The following is a 17,269-nucleotide window of genomic DNA, read 5'->3' on the forward strand; positions in this document are numbered from 1 at the left end:
AAACAAAAAAAGGGAGATGATCATATGCATATTCGTACTTATGGTTACGACAGTGATTCAAGCTTACCTGTCCATTACATGCAGGATTATCGGCACACACCCCCTTTTCAGAATAGACTTGGAGGCATTCATCCTGATCACCATGAAATCCTGTATATCATAGAAGGAACCGTTCAATTACATAGAATAAAGCGGGTTTATGAAATTGAAGGTCCGGCATTGATCCTGCTTCCCCTCAACACCTACCACCAACTAGTTCATATTTCCAAGCAATACAGCTATGCCTATTGGGAGCTTGAGGATGAGCAGTTCTCAACCTTTCCGACACCCCGTCAATGTACCATCTGGAATGATCTCCAATTTAAGCTGGACGTCAGCTTGTCTGAAATCAATGTGGTCTATCAACGAGCGAACGAGCTCAATAAACTCATGCATACAGATTTGGCGCAGCAGCAGCCAGATCTCATTCGTGATATCTGCCTCTCTGATATTAAAACCATGCTCACACTGATTTGTCATATCGTGAAGCCTCATGAGCAGCATAATGAACACCTGGTTTCTCAGCAGATCGACCGGTTGCCCCACATCAAAGAAACCATAGAAATGTTGATCCGCTGGATGGAAGCTAGTTATTGGGAAGACATTACACTACAAACGCTCTCAGACATGGTTCATTTTAACCCCTCTTATTTAATCCGCATGTTTAAGGAGTATCAAGGCGAAACCCCCTTCCAATACTTGAACAGATTAAGAATGAATGCTGCGATCAGCTACCTTGCCAACACCAATATGAGTGTACAGGAAATTGCCTTTACGATCGGATATCAAAGTATTCACTATTTCAGCCGATTATTTAAACAAACCTATGGCAAAAGCCCTGTTCAATGGCGAATCGAGCATAAAATCCCCACGCTGTAACATGCAATTGTTTCACTACCACGTTCATGTTTATGGATCCTTATGCTTCCATTTTCACACAGAAGAGGCCCAAAGTATGTTTCCATACTGTGGGCCTCTTCTGCATGTTCTGCATATTGTTTATTTGTTCATTTGAGCCAACATTCTCAGTAGAACGGTTACGGCCTCTCCTCTTGTTGTTTGCGCATTTGGAGCGAATTCGTTAGTACCTCTGCCTTCTACAACACCAATTTTCTTGATTGCCGCTACTGCACCTTTCGCCCACTCCGGAATGTCCTTGTCATCGGCGAAGCCTGTTGCTGCATTCGCTTCGCCCGTTAGATGAAGTGCATTAGCGAGCAGCACTGCCATCTCAGGGCGTGTGATTTCTGCATCCGGACGGAAGCTGCCGTCCTCATAGCCTGTAATAATGTCTGCTTGCACGGCTTGCGCAACCGCTTTAAGAGCCCAAGACCCGATCTTCGCTGTATCCTTGAAAGTCAGCTCCACTCCTTCTCCTTCCAGCTTCAACGCATTCATTAGCATAACCGAAAATTCAGCACGGGTCACGGTAGTGTCCGGCTTAAAGGTACCGTCTGGATAACCACTCACGATTCCTTTGCTTAATGCTTGCTTGATATTTGCCTCTGCCCAGTGTCCAGAGATATCGCTAAAGTTAACTTCTGTTGTAGGGTCAACCGCTCCGTCAACAGCGAGTACCGCGTACTTGGTGAAGTGGTCTACCTGTACAGTTATGTGATTTCCACTTATTTTGCCGCCGTCCACTTTCACCCATTCTTTTTTCACTTCATCATAATAAAATACAGCTGCTGTTTGATTATTCTTTAAACTTGCCGGATCGAAAAGAAACTTCAACGTTACCGGCTTAAGAAAGTTCTCCGGGAAGTTTTTCAAAATCTCAAAGACCGGACTAACAAGAACTTCTTTACCAGTTAGAAGCTTTTGAGTATCGAGCACTTTTTCTATCGTTACTTTCAGCTCTTTATTTGTAGCACCAGCAGGAATAGCGATTATGATTGCATCTCCCAAGCTGACTTCGCCCGTCTTACCTATGGGAAGCGTTAATTTACCATCCGTTGCGATCACTTTGTTGTCGCTTGTAGATGATGATGTTGTTGTTGTTGAACCACTGTTGTAGCTTCCTGCCTGTGGAGCTGTGCTTACTTCATTCGAATAAGCACTGACTGCGCCTGCATGGCCTGCCTTTATTGCAAAGAAATAGGTAGTTCCGTTTGTCAAATCTGTAACGTCATACGTTGTTCCAGTAACCGTCGCAACCGGAGCAGCGCCGTATGTACCGGTTGTGGTTCCATAATAAATCGAATAGTAGGTAGCCCCTGTTACACTCTCCCAATTTAATGTGACTTTACCATTACCCGCTGTTGCCGTTACATTCGCAGGTGATGCGGGTGGCACACTCTCACGGGCAAACAGATACGTATGGCTCCTTTCAACAGGAATCTCATGTACCGTACTTGCAGGATAAACCTGACCGCTAAACAAATCCGTAAGAATTTCTGGGGTTGGAAATTGCAGTCTGATTGTTTCTGTTTTATCTGCATGAACACCAACATAGGACTTGTTCATCATGAACAGTGCTGTTGAATCCGTGTATTGAAAAGCATTTGCCTTTTGCAAAGCCAATTCAAAAAGAGGTAATGTCAGATTGCCTGATGCCGAATAAATAACCTGGTAGTCAGAGCTTTCGAAAAGCCCTGCAGTTATTTGTCCATGCTCATTTTGTGCAAGTGGAATCACATTGTCGTTATCATCGATTGTTATCGTATAGGATGGACCGTATTTATATGTGCGTGCATCCGTAAGCCCTGGATGCATATTATCCGGCGGCACCAATCCCACCTCTTGACCTTCCTGTGCAGTTGTCAAACTTGCCAGCTCCGCGGTTGCCTTCATCGCCCAGGAACGTTCTTCATTCGACAGCCTTATATCCATTCCTGTCAGATCGCTGATCGTCTGATCATTATAGCTTTCCGTGCCTGATAAAACGCCATCAGCCCAGAGGAATATGGCTGTTTGACCATTTTTGAAAACTTTGCTGCGAATCATATCAAGCTGCTCCGTACTATATTTCCATGTATTGAAGAACACATATACTTTATAAGGATCCATATCTTCAATCTGATCCAGAAAAATCATATCGAATGGAACACCAGCACGCTGCCACATATGTTTGGCCATATCAAACAGGGCAAAATAGCGGGACGGTGCCGAGTATTCAGCATCCTTACCCAAATAAAGGCGCATATCAGGATCGAAGACGAAAGCGACTTCTGCCGTAGAATTTCGATCCTTTTGCAGAGCTTCTCTCAAGATATCCTCCTGGCGCTTATATTCGGCTAACAGTTCGGTATTATCATAGCCAAAGCTCAGTTGAAAGAGAGTCGGGTTCGTCCCATTCGTTAAAGCATTAGCAAATATTTGCCTTTGCTTCTGAATTGTCGTTGGAAGATCCGGCGTACGGCCGAAGCCTTCGGTTTCAGCGGATAAGTATGTCCGCACATCATTCTCAATAAAAACAGCTTTCCCATATTGGTTGACAGCTTTAACCGGGATAACAGGAACATTGGCGCCATCCCCCAAATGTCTGCCTACATAGGGCTCTTGCACATCAAAGTAATCAAAATTCGGATCTTGAAGAAGAGGCATCAGCCAGCCAGAATCCTCCCCGATCGTGAAAGTAGTTTCATCCCATCCAAATTGTCCGACAAAGTCGCCTGTTCGGGCTCCAACCAAAGCACGTCCACTTGTCGCCTCTTTGATTACTTTGGCAAAGTCGGAGAAGACCTCCCGAAACTGGCCTAACATAAGCGCACGGGTATCCAGAAAGCGTTGGTTCTCAGAAGGCTGCAGAATAAGGCCAGGCGGAACTGCATGCGCTGCTGGCAGCGCTGAGACTGGCAGTGCAGTATTCAGTGATACACTGGGATCTTTCCATGCAAGTCTCAGCGCAGCATCCGTCTCATATTTATCTGTGAGGTAGGTCCGGAAATCTGCAATCACCCGATCATTGTTATGTGGAATAAAGAAATTAGTATCCATCGAAAATCCATTAAACAGCTCGTACCCAATGACGGATTTGCCCCACTCACTCGTCTGCACATGAGCGATCAGCTGTCGTAGAACTTCACGGGAAGCCGCCTTCCATTTGGGGCTTAAATAATCCGGTATCCCCTTTGATCCCGGAATCTTGTTATTTACAAGAGCCGTTTCTTGATCCACATCGGGGTTAGCAGCATCCGGATTTTCGTCCGTCCACCAGGTGGCCCCGTCAAGAGCAAGGAACAGAATAATTTTAACATCGGAACGTGCGCCCAAAATTCGCTGTGCCTGCGTATCCAGGGATGTCCAGTCGTATACGTTATCTGCCAGCCAAGTGGTTGGATACATATTATTTAATGTATTTTGTCCGACAGCAAAAGGGAGGCCGACAATTGGATAATCCAGTCCATTTACTACCTCGTCCAGATATTGATCTCTCACGTTGAACGGCAGAATGGATGTCCACGACTGTCCGCTGATCGGATTGTTGTCCAAAAATAAGGTCATGGCACCATTATGCATGCGCAGCTTGGTATCATGAACAGGAGGTGTTTGCAGAATTTCATCAGCATCCAGCGCGTTAGTGGGAAGCGGTGCACTCACCAATGGCTGCCACACTCGCAGGCTGTTGATCTTCAATGCAGCAGGAGCAGGTCCAGACCGGACAAACTTAGACCGCAGCGTCGAAATCGTAAAATCTGCAGTATCATTAGCCACCCAAGTCGCTTTAACTGAATCTCCTTGTACGACGAGAGCCGGGTCCGGCAGAGCTACAAAGCCCGATTTAAATAGCGCGATGTCCGCTAACAAACCATTGGTCAAAGTCGCATCAAGCTCCACACGGGTTCCAGGCTGAGCATGGACTTGGATCTGCCCTGCATCCCAAAAGAGGAATCCTGAGTCAGAGGCCGGGTCGCTAATCGTGATACTGCTATTGCTATAAGTCGTATGATCACGTGGAGTTGCCGGATCTACCGGATACTTGCTCGTATCCATCTCCCCAACGACTTTCTCCGAAGTTTTATACACTTTAAGGCTATGAATGGTAATTACGCAAGGATCACTGCCGGTTCTGCTCCCATGCATGCCCAGTGCAGACAGAAGGAAATTCTCCCGCTCGTTGACATACCAAACATACGTAACACGGTCCCCGTTCTTGATCGTCAGGTCCGGAGCAGGCATGCCGCCTCCGCCAAACTTCTGGAGACCAGGGGAGTAAACACCGTTCTTAACTTCTGTCTCAAGGACGATTTTGGCCTTGCTTGGCACTACCAGCTGCCCAACTTCCCAGACAAAGGGACTTGGATTGGCTGGTGCGGTGATCGTAACCTGATTGCCGCTATACGTCACTCCTGCTCCAGGAGCAGCAGGGTCGAAGGGTGCCCTGTTCGTATTCATCTCTCCCATAAATTGATCTGTGCCAGAAACGGGAACCGAGGGTACCCCAGCATTCGCATAGGTTACCCCCTTGCTGCTCAGGCAAATAGCGATAACTATTGTAAGTACACTTAAAAATAAAATCGTTTTTCTCATTCATTTCACCTCGTATAATATGATGGTTTATGCTTACGGTTTATCGCTTACAGTTTATCGTTTAAGGCTTATCGCTTACGTTTCATCAAGTCTGCATCTTAGAATACACTGCCTCCCATTTATCAGCCCCCTTAAGTTTGATCTGCTTTTTTCAAATTTCGTTTTCAAACAATTGCATGACTCAAATTCATGGCTTTTCTAACAGTTAGGTTGTCGGTGACCACCCCCTTAAAAGAACTGTGGATTCAATATCCCGCGAAATTGGTAGCATGATGTTTCCATGCCAATTAAAGCGTCTAATGAGAACGCTTCCTTTAAAAACCTTGGAATTATTTTATAATCTGTTTTAAAAAATAGCTTCGAACTAATGCTTGTATGTTTCCATCAAACATTAGTTCGAATAGGTTTTATAAGTTCGAATAAAGAAGCCTGCCGATTAACTAAAATGTCAGCTTAAAGGTTTTAATTTCATAAGGCTTGATAAAAGCCTGGATCACAGGAGCATTAGACAGCTTGCCTTCCGGCCTTTCCAGTAAATCGCATTCCTGCCAGCTAAGGATAGGGAAATCACTTGCCAGCTCGAACGTACCGCGTGAGCCTGTAAATTCGTGGACACGCACAATAACGGTATCGTCATCCTCTGCTTTTTTGACTGCATCGATCATAATGTTTGCTGAAGAAACTCGGATCAAGGACAGCTCAGGCTGCGGTTGAGAGCATGCTGTATAGGTTAATGGATTGTTTAGCTGCCAGGCTTCTTGTACGGTATTTCCTTCCACCCAATCCCCCATGTGAGGCAACAGGGAATAGGTGAAGGTGTGCTCCCCCTGATCGGCAGCATAGTCGGGATAAATAGCTGATTTGATCAATGACAAGCGCATCATATTTTGCTTGATATCATACCCGTACTTACAATTGTTAAGCAGGCTTACACCGTATCCACGCTCGGAAAGATCGGCCCATTGCTGTCCAACCGTTTCAAAGCGGGCATAATCCCAGCTTGTATTCCAGTGTGTCGGTCGTTTCACGTTGCCGAACTGGATGTCATAGGTCGCTTCCGTTGATTTGACGGCAACTGGGAAGGCAGCCTTCAATAGCTGCTGGCGTTCGTGCCAGTTCACATGAGTAACAAAATCAATACGGCGACTATGTGCATACAGGGTCATGTCTTGCCGGATAACAGAATCACTGTAGCTCCACTCGAAGCGGATGATAGCCCGTAAGGCTCCACATTCTACAACCTCAAAGCTTATTAAATCAGAAACCTCACGCATTTTATCTTGATAAAAAATATCAATGTCCCAAGCATCGTGAGCCAAGGGCTTGTCTTCAAACACCTGCAGTACATTGCCCCGGGCACCCATCTCCAGCACTTCTCTTTGGGCTTCACGGTCGTAAATGCGGGTCAGCTGCCCAGCTTCATTCCATTCAATTTCGTAATACGGGGTTAAGATCCTGCTGTTATCAGGCATGGTAAAGCTCTCTGACTTCGTTTCCACCTTTTCCCCGCTAATCCACTGGATCGTTGTAAAACCCATCGAAGGTATTTCTTCTGCGTAAATCTGCCACTCGCCGTCCAGGTATTCTGCTTTCAGCATCTTACCTTCCATATCTTGCCACGATCCTTGATGGCTCACGGACTCAGCTGACTCATTGGACTCATTAGACTCCACGGACTTCATGGACTTCATGGACTTCATGGGAATTCGGATCAAGTCATTCCGGCTCCAAGGTGCGCTATTAAATAAAGTGAAATAGGAGCTGTCTTCAGGCAGTCGGGCAGATGAATGGTCATAAAGCCCGGCAATAGAATGGTTCCTTGCTTGGCTAATCAAACGGACAGCTTCCTCATATTCCAGCCTGCAGTCTTCATTAACCTCTCGTATGGATGACCCTGGCAAGATGTCGTGGAATTGATTGCGCAGTACAATTTTCCAAGCTTCGTGCAGCCATTCGCTGGCATAGAGCGACATATCCTTTTGCAGCAAGCACTGAACAATATTTAACCATTCGGTTTCACGCAAGGCTAACTCGCAGGATCGATTCAACTTTTTAATAAAAGCTTGGCTCGTGTAAGTCCCCCGGTGATATTCAAAATAAAGCTCGCCTTCCCAGGTAGGAACATACTGATCGGTATGCGTTACGGTTTGCTGCAGCCTGTCGAAATAGTCCCCCATTCCCCCTGTTTCCACATGAAACATCCCTGGAAGCGCATCTAATCTACGCCGCATCTCCAGCATTTCACGGTTGACGCCGCCACCGCCATCGCCATGCCCGTATATAAGCAGCAGGTTTTGATTCAATTCTTTGTCTTTATAACGGTTCCATAGATCCTGGATGGTTGGAGCATCGATATTGTAGTTATAGGCATACCCGGCGAAGTGAGTCAGCACATCCGTGCCATCGATACCGCGCCAACGGAACGTATCATGAGGCATCTTGTTATAAGGAGTCGTGGAATTAATTTTTATCGTCATAAAATATTCCAGACCGGACTTCTGCATAATTTGCGGCAGTGCCCAGCTATAACCGAATGCATCAGGAAGCCACAGGCACTTGCATTCTTTGCCAAATTCTTCGCGGAAGAAACGCGTGCCCATAAGGATCTGCCTGACCAGCGACTCGCCTGATGTGAGATTGCAGTCTGCTTCAAGCCACATCCCGCCCTCAACTTCCCAGCGCCCCTCCTGAATTCTTGCTTTCATTTGCTCATAAATGTACGGATAGTCGGTTTTGATATAATCATATAATTGCGGCTGAGATTCTTGAAAAATATATTCCGGATACAGCTCCATCAGGCGCAGTACGGTAGAGAACGAGCGGGCTATTTTTTCCCGGGTGTGCTTCAGGCGCCAGAGCCACGCCACATCAATGTGGGTATGTCCAATGCAAGTGAATGTAACGGATGAATGCTTCTCCAAACGCTCCAATTCGCTGTGCAGCACTTGTTGAGCCGAGGCGACAGAGTCATAAAAGGACTGCGAGCCCGGTTTAGACCAGTCGATTTGCAGAACGGAGCGATTCAAAGCCGCAAGCAAATGATGACGGTTCGGATCGTTGTCTGGCAGACCCTGGAGCGTTTCCAAAACTGCTTTTCCATAAAAATACAGATCATCCGCTGCCTCATCCATCCATGCTATTTCTGCCCTGCCAATGATATGCTCTTGCATTTGCGGCTGACCCGCTTGAGTAGGATCGGCATAAAAGCTATGACGTGTGGGGCCGGTGACATCCCAATTATTCAGCATAAGTGGCGCATGGTTTTGCAAACCAGACCATAGCCGGAAACAAAGAGATAGCGAGGTCCCTGCAAAGGTGTCAGCTAAGAAAACCTCTTGGTGATTAGAGTCAACCCCTTGATAGGCAGCTCCATTGACATACAGCAGAGATTCAAAGCCCGAAATATTGGAAATACCCGTATTGCCGAAGTAGAAGCATCCAACGATACGGCGATCTTTCCAAACGGCAGGAACTTGAACATCAGCTTTAAGCCATACATAGGCGTCATATCCAGACCACCGGTCTCCTAAACGGATCGACTGCCAATCCCCATCCTGAGGCGGTGCCCCGCCAATTTCAGCATTCAAATCCGGCTGCATGGCAAATTCCTGGATAGGCATACGTTCCCGGTAACGATATTCCGCAAGCTCTTGAATCCGGACGTTCAGCTTCTCAAAAGTCATAAACATAGATATTTCTCCTTTTCTGTTTTTAACGTTTGCAAATTAAGGGGGCATGGACTTGTCCACACCTGACCCTCAGGGAATTAACTTATTGATTAAATATATTATATGGATATCTGCATGACAAGTAAAGAGTTGATCTGAAATAGCCTTTGCAAAAGGTAATATCAGGTAATATAAGATAATATCAGGAGGAGCGTGTTCTTGAACTGGGTGCTCTGCGGAGGGAATGGCTGTGGGCTACAGCCGCTGTTAAAGATTTGTTCCCTTGATTGGTATACATGAGGAGGTAGGAACAAATCTTTAAAGGCGGACACTACCGCTCTACCGCTCTTCCGCCCACAGCCATTCCCTCTTCCAGCTACAATCGCGCGAATCGCACCAATCAAGCAAATCAAGCGAACATTAAACTCAAACCGGGAGCCAACTCAAACGGACAGCCAGCGAGATTTCGTAGCGGCAAAGGCGTTGGGGATGGAGAGCTGGAAAGCTGGAGAGATGAAGAGATGAAGAGCTGGAAAGATGAAGAGAATAGAGATGCTACTTTAACGATGTTTTTCATCGTTAAAAGCCCAGGTCGGGTCCACAACATTACTTTAACGATGAAAAACATCGTTAAGTCAAAACTCACGCTCCAAGCCGGACAAATATGGGTGTTTTTTCGTATACATTCTGCTGATTCGGCCTCGTACAAGCACATTGTGGGTGGTTTTTCATTTATATTCTGCAGATTCGGCCAGGCACAAGCACTTGTGGGCGGGTTTTCGCATACATTCTGCCGATTCGCCAGGCGCAAGCATATTGTGGGCGGTTTTCGCATACATTCTGCCGATTCGGCCAGGCGCAAGCATATTGTGGGCGGTTTTTCATATACATTCAGCCGATTCCGCCAGGCGCAAGCACATTGTAGGTGGTTTTTCGCATGCATTCTGCTAATTCGGCCAGGCGCAAGCATATTGTAGGTGGTTTTTCGCATACATTCTGCTAATTCGGCCAGGCACAAGCACATGTGGGCGGTTTTTCATTTATATTCTGCAGATTCGACCAGGCACAAGCACGTGTGGGCGGTTTTTCGCATACATTCTGCAAATTCGGCCAGGCGCAAGCATATTGTGGGTGGTTTTTCATATACATTCTGCCGATTCGCCAGGCACAAGCACCTGTGGGCGGGTTTTCGCATGCATTCTGCAGATTCGGCCAGGCACAAGCACTTGTGGGCGGTTTTTCGCATACATTCTGCTAATTCGGACAGGCACAAGCATATTGTGGGCAGTTTTTCGCATACATTCTGCAGATTCGGCCAGGCGCAAGCACATGTGGGGAGTTTTTCGTATGCATTCTGCTAATTCGGTCAGGCGCAAGCACGTGTGGGCGGTTTTTCGCATACATTCTGCCGCTTCGGACTCCACTTGCATGTTGCCTGACTAGCATTTCACAACACAAAAAACCTGGCCGCAGGCCAGGTTCTATTTATATTGCAGCTGCTTATCAAGCATTTGCAAGGTTCAAAATATCCTTGAGCGTCCCGGCATCCTCAAAAAATTGCCCAGGATCATCCCCTTTAACGAATTCCAGCATGGTATAGTGCATTCTGCCTGTCTGCTGAATCAGCGGCATATATTGCAGCCAGTCATTTTTCCCTTCAGAGAGTGGTCTTCTCTCATCGGCTATCCAATGATACACATGAACATTAGCCAGCCAAGGAAGAATGGCCTTCAAAGAGGGAATAGCAGCTTCTACATTGGCAGGAACCGGTGCCTGCCAGTTGCAGCGTACATTGGGATGATGATGGATCTCCTCTAACAAGCTGAGCGTGGATTCCGTACAATCCGTAAGCGTTCCGCCGTGATATTCAAAGTCTATCGTAATTCCATGCTCTTGCGCCAAGTCTCCGATCCGTATAGCATCTGCCGCTATTTCCCGGCGCCATTCCGGGCTTGCAGCATCAGAACCCCGATCGCCTGCCCATACACGGATAGTTGGAGCCTTCAACGCACGTGCGCTCCCTAGGACGTCCTCGAAAGCCACCTTTGGGGATGATAGGCCTAAGTGATAATAAGAACCATACGAAGCTACTTCAATTCCCGCTTCTCTAGTCAATTCACCGACTTGTGCAGCTTTCTTGAAATCTCCATGAGGAACATGAAGATCTCCTCCCCATTCTATCCCTTGTAAACCCGCCTGTGAGACAAGCTGAATGACTTGCTCAGGGGACATTTCGCGAAATGTAACCGATAATAATCCGCTTTTCATCCGAATCAACTCCTCTTTGTTAAGAACAAATCGTTATTCAGAACAAATTATAGCTGAACAGAGCTTTGCTTGTCATTATTTGGACTTCATTTGGACACACGGCATTCTATTATTGTATTATTCTTTTGACGGTCATCTTGATCAACATTGCCAAACCTTAATTTCCTCTTCAACGGCTTTCTTCATTAAGCTTAGGCATTGTACTTCCGTTTTGGCAAAAACCCTCTTACTGTTCACCATCGCATAGGGTAATGCCCCGCATAAATGGCACATCGTCAAGCAATTCGTCCTCAAAACAGCAATTTCCGGATACTCTGCTTCTAAATCCTCCAATGGAAGTGATGCTATGGCGTTTCGCTCACACACTTCAACAACGACAAGCCCAAGTGCCACAACAATCACCCACGGTCAAATACAATTTCATCATGCCGGCAATCGATCGTTAAATTCCGGTCACTCAGGTACCATGCATCTTTTTCTTCCATAAAAAATGTAATTCCGCCATCGACATACGAAATTGCAAGGTTCTGCGGATCGTCTTTCATAATACCAAAAGCGAAGGCATCCTCTGCACCGCCACTATATCTCACATAAATGCGTATAAACTCTCCCTGGCGGTATCCCCAGACTTTTTGAAAGCAATCCACTGCGGCATGTGTAACCATCAAATTCAAGAGCTACTCCTCCTTATTAACAAAAAAATAGGCCGTTATAGACAAACGTTCCAAAATCTCCTCCCGAAGTGACACATCTTGAATCGTTTCCTGCAGCGCTTTGTGCATACATGCCAGCCATGCGTCTGCCCGTTCCCGTGTGATTGGAAAAGACAAGTGGCGCGCCCTCATCCTTGGATGACCATACTCGTTCGTATATAAAGGCGGGCCACCGAAAAATTGGGTCAAAAACTGTTCTTGTTTTATCATAACAGGCTTTATATCTGGAGGAAACAAAGATTTCAATATGGGATCAGCTAATACATGCTGGTAAAACAATTCAACGAGATTATGAAGCGCAGGGGTCCCACCCATCTGTTCAAACAAAGTTATTCGTTCAATCTCCATTTTATTCATAGCTCCTTAGCTCCTGGACTCTTTACTCAACAATCAGTCGCATTTTTTGGCTTTACCACGGTAGGTTGCCGTCCGAAAGCTGGCCCCGCAGCCGCATGTGAACTTGGCATTGGGGTTATTTATCGTGAAACCACCAGTCATGCCCGTTTCTTCATAATCAATTTGTACACCTTCAAGGTACTCTGCACTTGTGTTATCAATCACAACTTGAAATTTATTCCAAGCGATCACCCGATCATCCTTTACCAGTGAATCGTCAAAACGCATACTGTAAGACAGACCATTGCATCCACCATCACTGACCCCCAGACGCAGAAAATTATGATCAATACCAATGTCTTTGAGCATTCCGGCAATTTTTTCCGAAGCAGTCTCGCTAATTTGAATCATGGGTGTTCCCTCCCTGTATGGACTAATATTTACACGCATTTTTAATTATCAAAACTTTTTATACTATTATATATACTAAGTATGAAGAATGAAGTCCCCCTTGTCAACCAGTTATCTTGTGTTAAAATACTTTATAAAGATAAAAGTATGCTTTCTTTTTTTATGCTCAGCAATTTAATCCATAATCAGTCAGGTGAATACAATGAATCCACACATGAACATGAACCCAACATTAGAATACTCTGTATTGCTATTTTATAAATTCGTGAAGATTCCCGATGCCCGGCAATTCGCGCAAGATCATTTAGCTTATTGTAACGACCTTGGAATCAAAGGCCGAATTTTGATTGCAGACGAAGGCATCAACGGGACATTGTCCGGTTCTTTTGAACAAACGGAGCAATACATGCGTGATTTACGCCAGAACCCTTTATTCTCCGATATCGTATTTAAAGTAGATGATTCCGACAGGCATACGTTCAAAAAAATGTTTGTCCGTTACAAAAAAGAACTGGTTACTTTTCGGGTTGATGAGGAGCTTGATCCTAATGTCATCAGTGGTGAAAGGCTTGCTCCCAAACAATTCTACGAACAGCTTCAACGTGACGATGTGATCGTGCTGGACGGGCGAACCGGATATGAATACGACATTGGCCATTTTCGCAATTCGATTCGACCAGATGTCGATAGCTTCCGAGAATTTCCGCAATGGATACAAGAAAATATGAACGAATTCAAGGACAAGCCCATTCTGACCTATTGTACGGGAGGAATCCGTTGTGAAAAATTGAGCGGCTACTTGCTGAAGGAAGGATTTCAGGAAGTTTACCAGCTGGATGGCGGTATCGTCTCTTACGGAAAAGATGCGGACGTACAGGGAAAGCTTTTTGACGGCAAATGCTACGTCTTTGATGAACGGATAATCGTACCTATTAATCATACAGATGAAGACATTGTTGTCGGGAAATGCTCCCATTGTGGAAATCCTTCAGAGCGGTTCATTAATTGTGCAAATAACGATTGTGACCTCCAGCATATTTCTTGTGAAGAATGCGATGCTGCTCACAACGGTCATTGTTCTGAGCGGTGCATGCCGAATTAGTGAACATTTGCAATCTTGTTACAATCTGCAACCCAAGCAAAAATGCAAATACAACCACCCTGAAAAAGGATGGTTGTACATGTTTACAAGTATTTGTTTCGATGCTTTTGCATTGATTCTTTTGTATTGATGCTATAAAGTATAAGTCTTATTAAAAGAATTAGACTTCTATGGGCTCAATAATGATGCCGTTTAATTTAAGATTGACTTCATTAGCAATTGTATCTCCAACCGGGCAGGTGCGCTCCAGGAATTCGATGAACTCTTCAACTTGTTCTCTGGATGCGTCTGTTTTGATGTGAAACGTATACCTGATCTCGGAGTAGCCGCGGCGTACGTCGGACTTGTTAAAGAAACCGTCTGTATCCAGATCTCCTTCGACTTCCACCCAAAAATCATCAAGACGAACATTGAACTTTTTGGCATATACTCGGGCAACAATGGATTGGCAAGCTCCTAGTGCTGCAAGAACAACTTCTACAGGATTCATCCCTGTATCCGTTCCACCTAAATTTTTGGGCTCATCAATCGTAATTTCGAAATTTCTGGATCTAGCCTTAACTACAACTCCTTCTTGCAAATGAGCGGTTGCTTTAAACACTTCTGGTGGCATATTTGTACACTTCTTTCCTTGGATGATTTATAATCGTTATGAACTAAAAATATAATAACATACTTTTCCTATAATGTTAATTGGAATTATGAATTTTTATTAACACGGAACGGAGCAGATCCAAGGCAGATCTACCTGGATCTGTCTTGATCTGCCCGTTGCTCTTAGTCTGCTCTTAGTCAGCCCGAGTATTCAGCCGTGAAATCAGCCAATAGCCTGGCTCCATAGCCAGTAGCTCCAGCAGCGATATAGCCCTTGGTCGCATCGGCTTCCATTGGACCAGCCATATCGACATGTGCCCATGGAATCGAAGAATCAACGAATCTGCGAAGGAACAGTGCTGCCGTAATAGCGCCCCCATATGGCCCCATGCTGATGTTGGACAGATCGGCGTAATGGCTTTCTAGCATATCTTCATATTCGTCTTCAAGCGGCATCGGCCATGCCTTATCTCCGTTACTACGCCCAATGCTTTGCAGCTTTGCCGTCATCGAATCATCGCCCCAGACTCCGGCCATCCGTTCCCCAAGAGAAACCGCACATGCTCCAGTTAGCGTGGCAATATCTACGATTCGCGCTGCACCCAGGTTGGCCGCATGAATAAGTGCATCAGCGAGCACGAGTCTGCCTTCCGCATCGGTATTTTTCACCTGTACGGTGATCTGATTTGCATATTGAATCACTTCACCTGGCAGCATGGACGCTCCATCCGGCATGTTCTCAGCTGTTGCCACAATCGCGACGACATTGACAGCTATCCCGCTAGCCACAATAATATGCAGTGCCCCTAGAACTGCCGCGGCACCTCCCATATCAATTCTCATATCGCTCAAATCACGGCCCGATTTCAAGCTGATTCCACCTGTGTCGAAAGTGATGCCTTTGCCAACCAGCGCAATTAATGGTTTGGACGGATCGCTGCAGTAGCTAAGCTCCAGCAAGGCAGGCGGATGCACACTTCCTTTGCCGACAGCAATAATACCGTTCATCTGCTTCTCGGCCAATTGTTCACCCTGATACACCTGGACCTTCACATTCTTATTCTCCTTGGCAAAGTGCTCCACAGCACGCTGTACCAGTGTATCTGGACGTAATTGATTGGGTGGTTCATTGCCCAGATCACGTGCTAATATAGTGCCTTCGGCACGAATCTCCCCTAGTCTTACAGCCTTGTCCACATCCACGCCTTCAGCGCTTTGCAGATGAACCGTTTGAACATGTCGAGGTGCCTTTTTTGTTTTGTATTTGTCGAACGCGTATGTACCGAGCAGCCAGCCTTCCACCCAAGCCGTAAGGGCTGTGGCTTCGCTTAAAGCTTCACCATATTTCAATATTTCCAAGACAACCTCAGCGCTTTCCAGCTTTTGCTGCTCTACAGCTCTTCCGGCTGAGCCTGCAGCTGCTCTAATGATCTCCGTCGTCAATTTAGCTTCATCGCCAAGTCCTACAAGCAGCAAATGTGGTTCACCGCGGCGGCCATACTGCCAAGTAATGACCCCTTTTTCACCCATACTTTCTTTGGAATCAATACCATCCAGTATACTTAGTTCCATACGATCCTTAAAAATCACAATCACTTTCACTTGTGACCCTTCAGTTGCTTCAGATGCTCCCACTACAAAATTCATATTTTCCCTCCCAATTATCATACTCGCTTTATCCAGCCTGAGCTGTCAGTTAATCCCATCATACCATGAACGAAATTGTGAAACCAACTGGCCTGGTAATGAATCTTGATTCCAAATGCTCAAGCACTCATTCAGAGCCATCTGGCTCCAGCTTTGCCAACAACTCCGCTACCTCCGCAGAAAACTTAGTATTGCCAGCTTGCAGTCTTTTGAAGTCAGGGATCGCTTCTTTTAATAACAAGTCACTGTAATAATAATAACTGGAAAAAGGCAGCTCCGCGTAGCCCGGCGGCTCTTGCTCCTCCCACAACAGCTCGTCCTCATCGTCATTTTCCGGCCATAAATAGCTTTCGTCCAACAAAAGCGCAGGCCGTTCTACATGCGGAGCAGATCCCAGCTTATTTCCGATGAATGAATCCGCAACTGCGCTATACAGCTTCAACTCGAAAAGAGCTACTTCTTGTGGTTGTTTCTTCTTCAGTTCCCGCAGCAAAAAAGACAACACCCACGGCGTTACCTGCCAAAGCGTACTTTGATGCTCAACCAACTGCGCTATTTCGTCATATTGTCGATCAGCCATAAGCCGAGGCAGGTCGCTCCCTCTTCCATAAGGCGTCGTCAGCCTTTGCCAAGGAATATCCGTAATTGCGGTATTTTCAAAGTCAATAAGCATCATAATCTCCTCCGTTTGTTTTACATATGTTTCACATATGTTTTATGCACGTTTTACATACGTTTTATATCCTTTTTATCGAATTATGCAAGAAAATATGCGGTGAAAGTAGTTCTATTGACACTTCCATTTTATTACATATTATATTATCATTTACATGAGACGACTTGTACGTAGGCGGGCACCTCACTGGAAAGGTGGAGCTGTGAACATGGATATATTTCAATCTCTTACAATCATGTTTGCATTTGGGTTATTTATACTCACACTGTTAACCTACATTGACAAGAGGAAATGATCTACTGGCTCTAGTCTTGGTTTGAAACCATACTAATTAAATCCGCCA

Annotated in this window: 14 protein-coding genes; 4 read left to right on the top strand and 10 right to left on the bottom strand. The window is 45.7% G+C overall.

Features of this window, described 5'->3' with window-relative positions; all coding sequences use genetic code 11:
• The first annotated feature begins 24 nt into the window (after nucleotides 1-24).
• On the top strand, nucleotides 25-918 hold the full coding sequence (locus tag J2Z66_RS00245) for an AraC family transcriptional regulator (RefSeq protein WP_209968365.1): 894 nt from the start codon (nucleotides 25-27) through the stop codon (nucleotides 916-918).
• Nucleotides 919-1,038: 120 nt separating this feature from the next.
• Here J2Z66_RS00245 and J2Z66_RS00250 read toward each other — a convergent pair whose 3' ends face one another.
• Together J2Z66_RS00250 and J2Z66_RS00255 are read right to left on the bottom strand one after the other, a co-directional pair.
• Nucleotides 1,039-5,511, bottom strand: a complete 4,473-nt coding sequence (locus J2Z66_RS00250; protein ID WP_209968368.1) for an S-layer homology domain-containing protein — start codon at nucleotides 5,509-5,511, stop codon at nucleotides 1,039-1,041.
• Between the two features lie 440 nt (nucleotides 5,512-5,951).
• Nucleotides 5,952-9,200 carry an alpha-mannosidase gene (locus J2Z66_RS00255; protein ID WP_209968371.1) on the bottom strand — a complete coding sequence of 1,083 codons (3,249 nt, stop codon included), beginning with the start codon at nucleotides 9,198-9,200 and terminating at the stop codon, nucleotides 5,952-5,954.
• 500 nt (nucleotides 9,201-9,700) lie between these two features.
• Here J2Z66_RS00255 and J2Z66_RS00260 point away from each other — a divergent pair, with 500 nt between their 5' ends.
• The gene (locus J2Z66_RS00260; RefSeq protein ID WP_209968374.1) at nucleotides 9,701-10,156 is read left to right on the top strand and encodes a hypothetical protein; all 456 of its coding nucleotides are present in this window, start codon (nucleotides 9,701-9,703) and stop codon (nucleotides 10,154-10,156) included.
• Nucleotides 10,157-10,682: 526 nt separating this feature from the next.
• Here J2Z66_RS00260 and J2Z66_RS00265 read toward each other — a convergent pair.
• The 5 genes from J2Z66_RS00265 to J2Z66_RS00285 form a co-directional block, all read right to left on the bottom strand.
• Nucleotides 10,683-11,447 carry a sugar phosphate isomerase/epimerase family protein gene (locus tag J2Z66_RS00265; RefSeq protein WP_209968377.1) on the bottom strand — a complete coding sequence of 255 codons (765 nt, stop codon included), beginning with the start codon at nucleotides 11,445-11,447 and terminating at the stop codon, nucleotides 10,683-10,685.
• 141 nt (nucleotides 11,448-11,588) lie between these two features.
• Nucleotides 11,589-11,849: a DUF1450 domain-containing protein gene (locus J2Z66_RS00270; RefSeq protein ID WP_312894321.1), complete on the bottom strand. Its 261-nt coding sequence runs from the start codon at nucleotides 11,847-11,849 to the stop codon at nucleotides 11,589-11,591.
• Nucleotides 11,846-12,112 (bottom strand): HesB/YadR/YfhF family protein, encoded by a 267-nt coding sequence (locus J2Z66_RS00275; protein WP_312894339.1) that lies wholly within the window; start codon nucleotides 12,110-12,112, stop codon nucleotides 11,846-11,848. The genes J2Z66_RS00270 and J2Z66_RS00275 overlap by 4 nt, the downstream gene beginning before the upstream one ends.
• 12 nt (nucleotides 12,113-12,124) lie before the next feature.
• Complete coding sequence (locus J2Z66_RS00280) at nucleotides 12,125-12,508, bottom strand: globin domain-containing protein (protein WP_209969471.1); 384 nt, start codon at nucleotides 12,506-12,508, stop codon at nucleotides 12,125-12,127.
• Nucleotides 12,509-12,550: 42 nt separating this feature from the next.
• Complete coding sequence (locus J2Z66_RS00285; protein WP_209968387.1) at nucleotides 12,551-12,907, bottom strand: HesB/IscA family protein; 357 nt, start codon at nucleotides 12,905-12,907, stop codon at nucleotides 12,551-12,553.
• A 220-nt stretch (nucleotides 12,908-13,127) separates the two neighbouring features.
• On the opposite strand from J2Z66_RS00285, the gene trhO reads away from it, so the two are divergent.
• The gene (gene trhO / locus J2Z66_RS00290; RefSeq protein ID WP_209969474.1) at nucleotides 13,128-14,009 is read left to right on the top strand and encodes an oxygen-dependent tRNA uridine(34) hydroxylase TrhO; all 882 of its coding nucleotides are present in this window, start codon (nucleotides 13,128-13,130) and stop codon (nucleotides 14,007-14,009) included.
• A 160-nt stretch (nucleotides 14,010-14,169) separates the two neighbouring features.
• Here trhO and J2Z66_RS00295 read toward each other — a convergent pair whose 3' ends face one another.
• The 3 genes from J2Z66_RS00295 to J2Z66_RS00305 all read right to left on the bottom strand — a co-directional run bounded on the left by J2Z66_RS00295 (nucleotide 14,170) and on the right by J2Z66_RS00305 (nucleotide 16,926).
• Nucleotides 14,170-14,622, bottom strand: a complete 453-nt coding sequence (locus J2Z66_RS00295) for an OsmC family protein (RefSeq protein ID WP_209968389.1) — start codon at nucleotides 14,620-14,622, stop codon at nucleotides 14,170-14,172.
• Nucleotides 14,623-14,801: 179 nt separating this feature from the next.
• On the bottom strand, nucleotides 14,802-16,250 hold the full coding sequence (locus tag J2Z66_RS00300; RefSeq protein WP_209968392.1) for a leucyl aminopeptidase: 1,449 nt from the start codon (nucleotides 16,248-16,250) through the stop codon (nucleotides 14,802-14,804).
• Nucleotides 16,251-16,377: 127 nt separating this feature from the next.
• Nucleotides 16,378-16,926 (bottom strand): hypothetical protein, encoded by a 549-nt coding sequence (locus J2Z66_RS00305; RefSeq protein ID WP_245375174.1) that lies wholly within the window; start codon nucleotides 16,924-16,926, stop codon nucleotides 16,378-16,380.
• Nucleotides 16,927-17,134: 208 nt separating this feature from the next.
• On the opposite strand from J2Z66_RS00305, the gene J2Z66_RS42335 reads away from it, so the two are divergent.
• The gene (locus J2Z66_RS42335; RefSeq protein ID WP_281068775.1) at nucleotides 17,135-17,221 is read left to right on the top strand and encodes a putative holin-like toxin; all 87 of its coding nucleotides are present in this window, start codon (nucleotides 17,135-17,137) and stop codon (nucleotides 17,219-17,221) included.
• Nucleotides 17,222-17,269 lie beyond the last annotated feature (48 nt).

Source organism: Paenibacillus eucommiae (assembly GCF_017874215.1).
GTDB classification, from domain to species: domain Bacteria; phylum Bacillota; class Bacilli; order Paenibacillales; family NBRC-103111; genus Paenibacillus_AI; species Paenibacillus_AI eucommiae.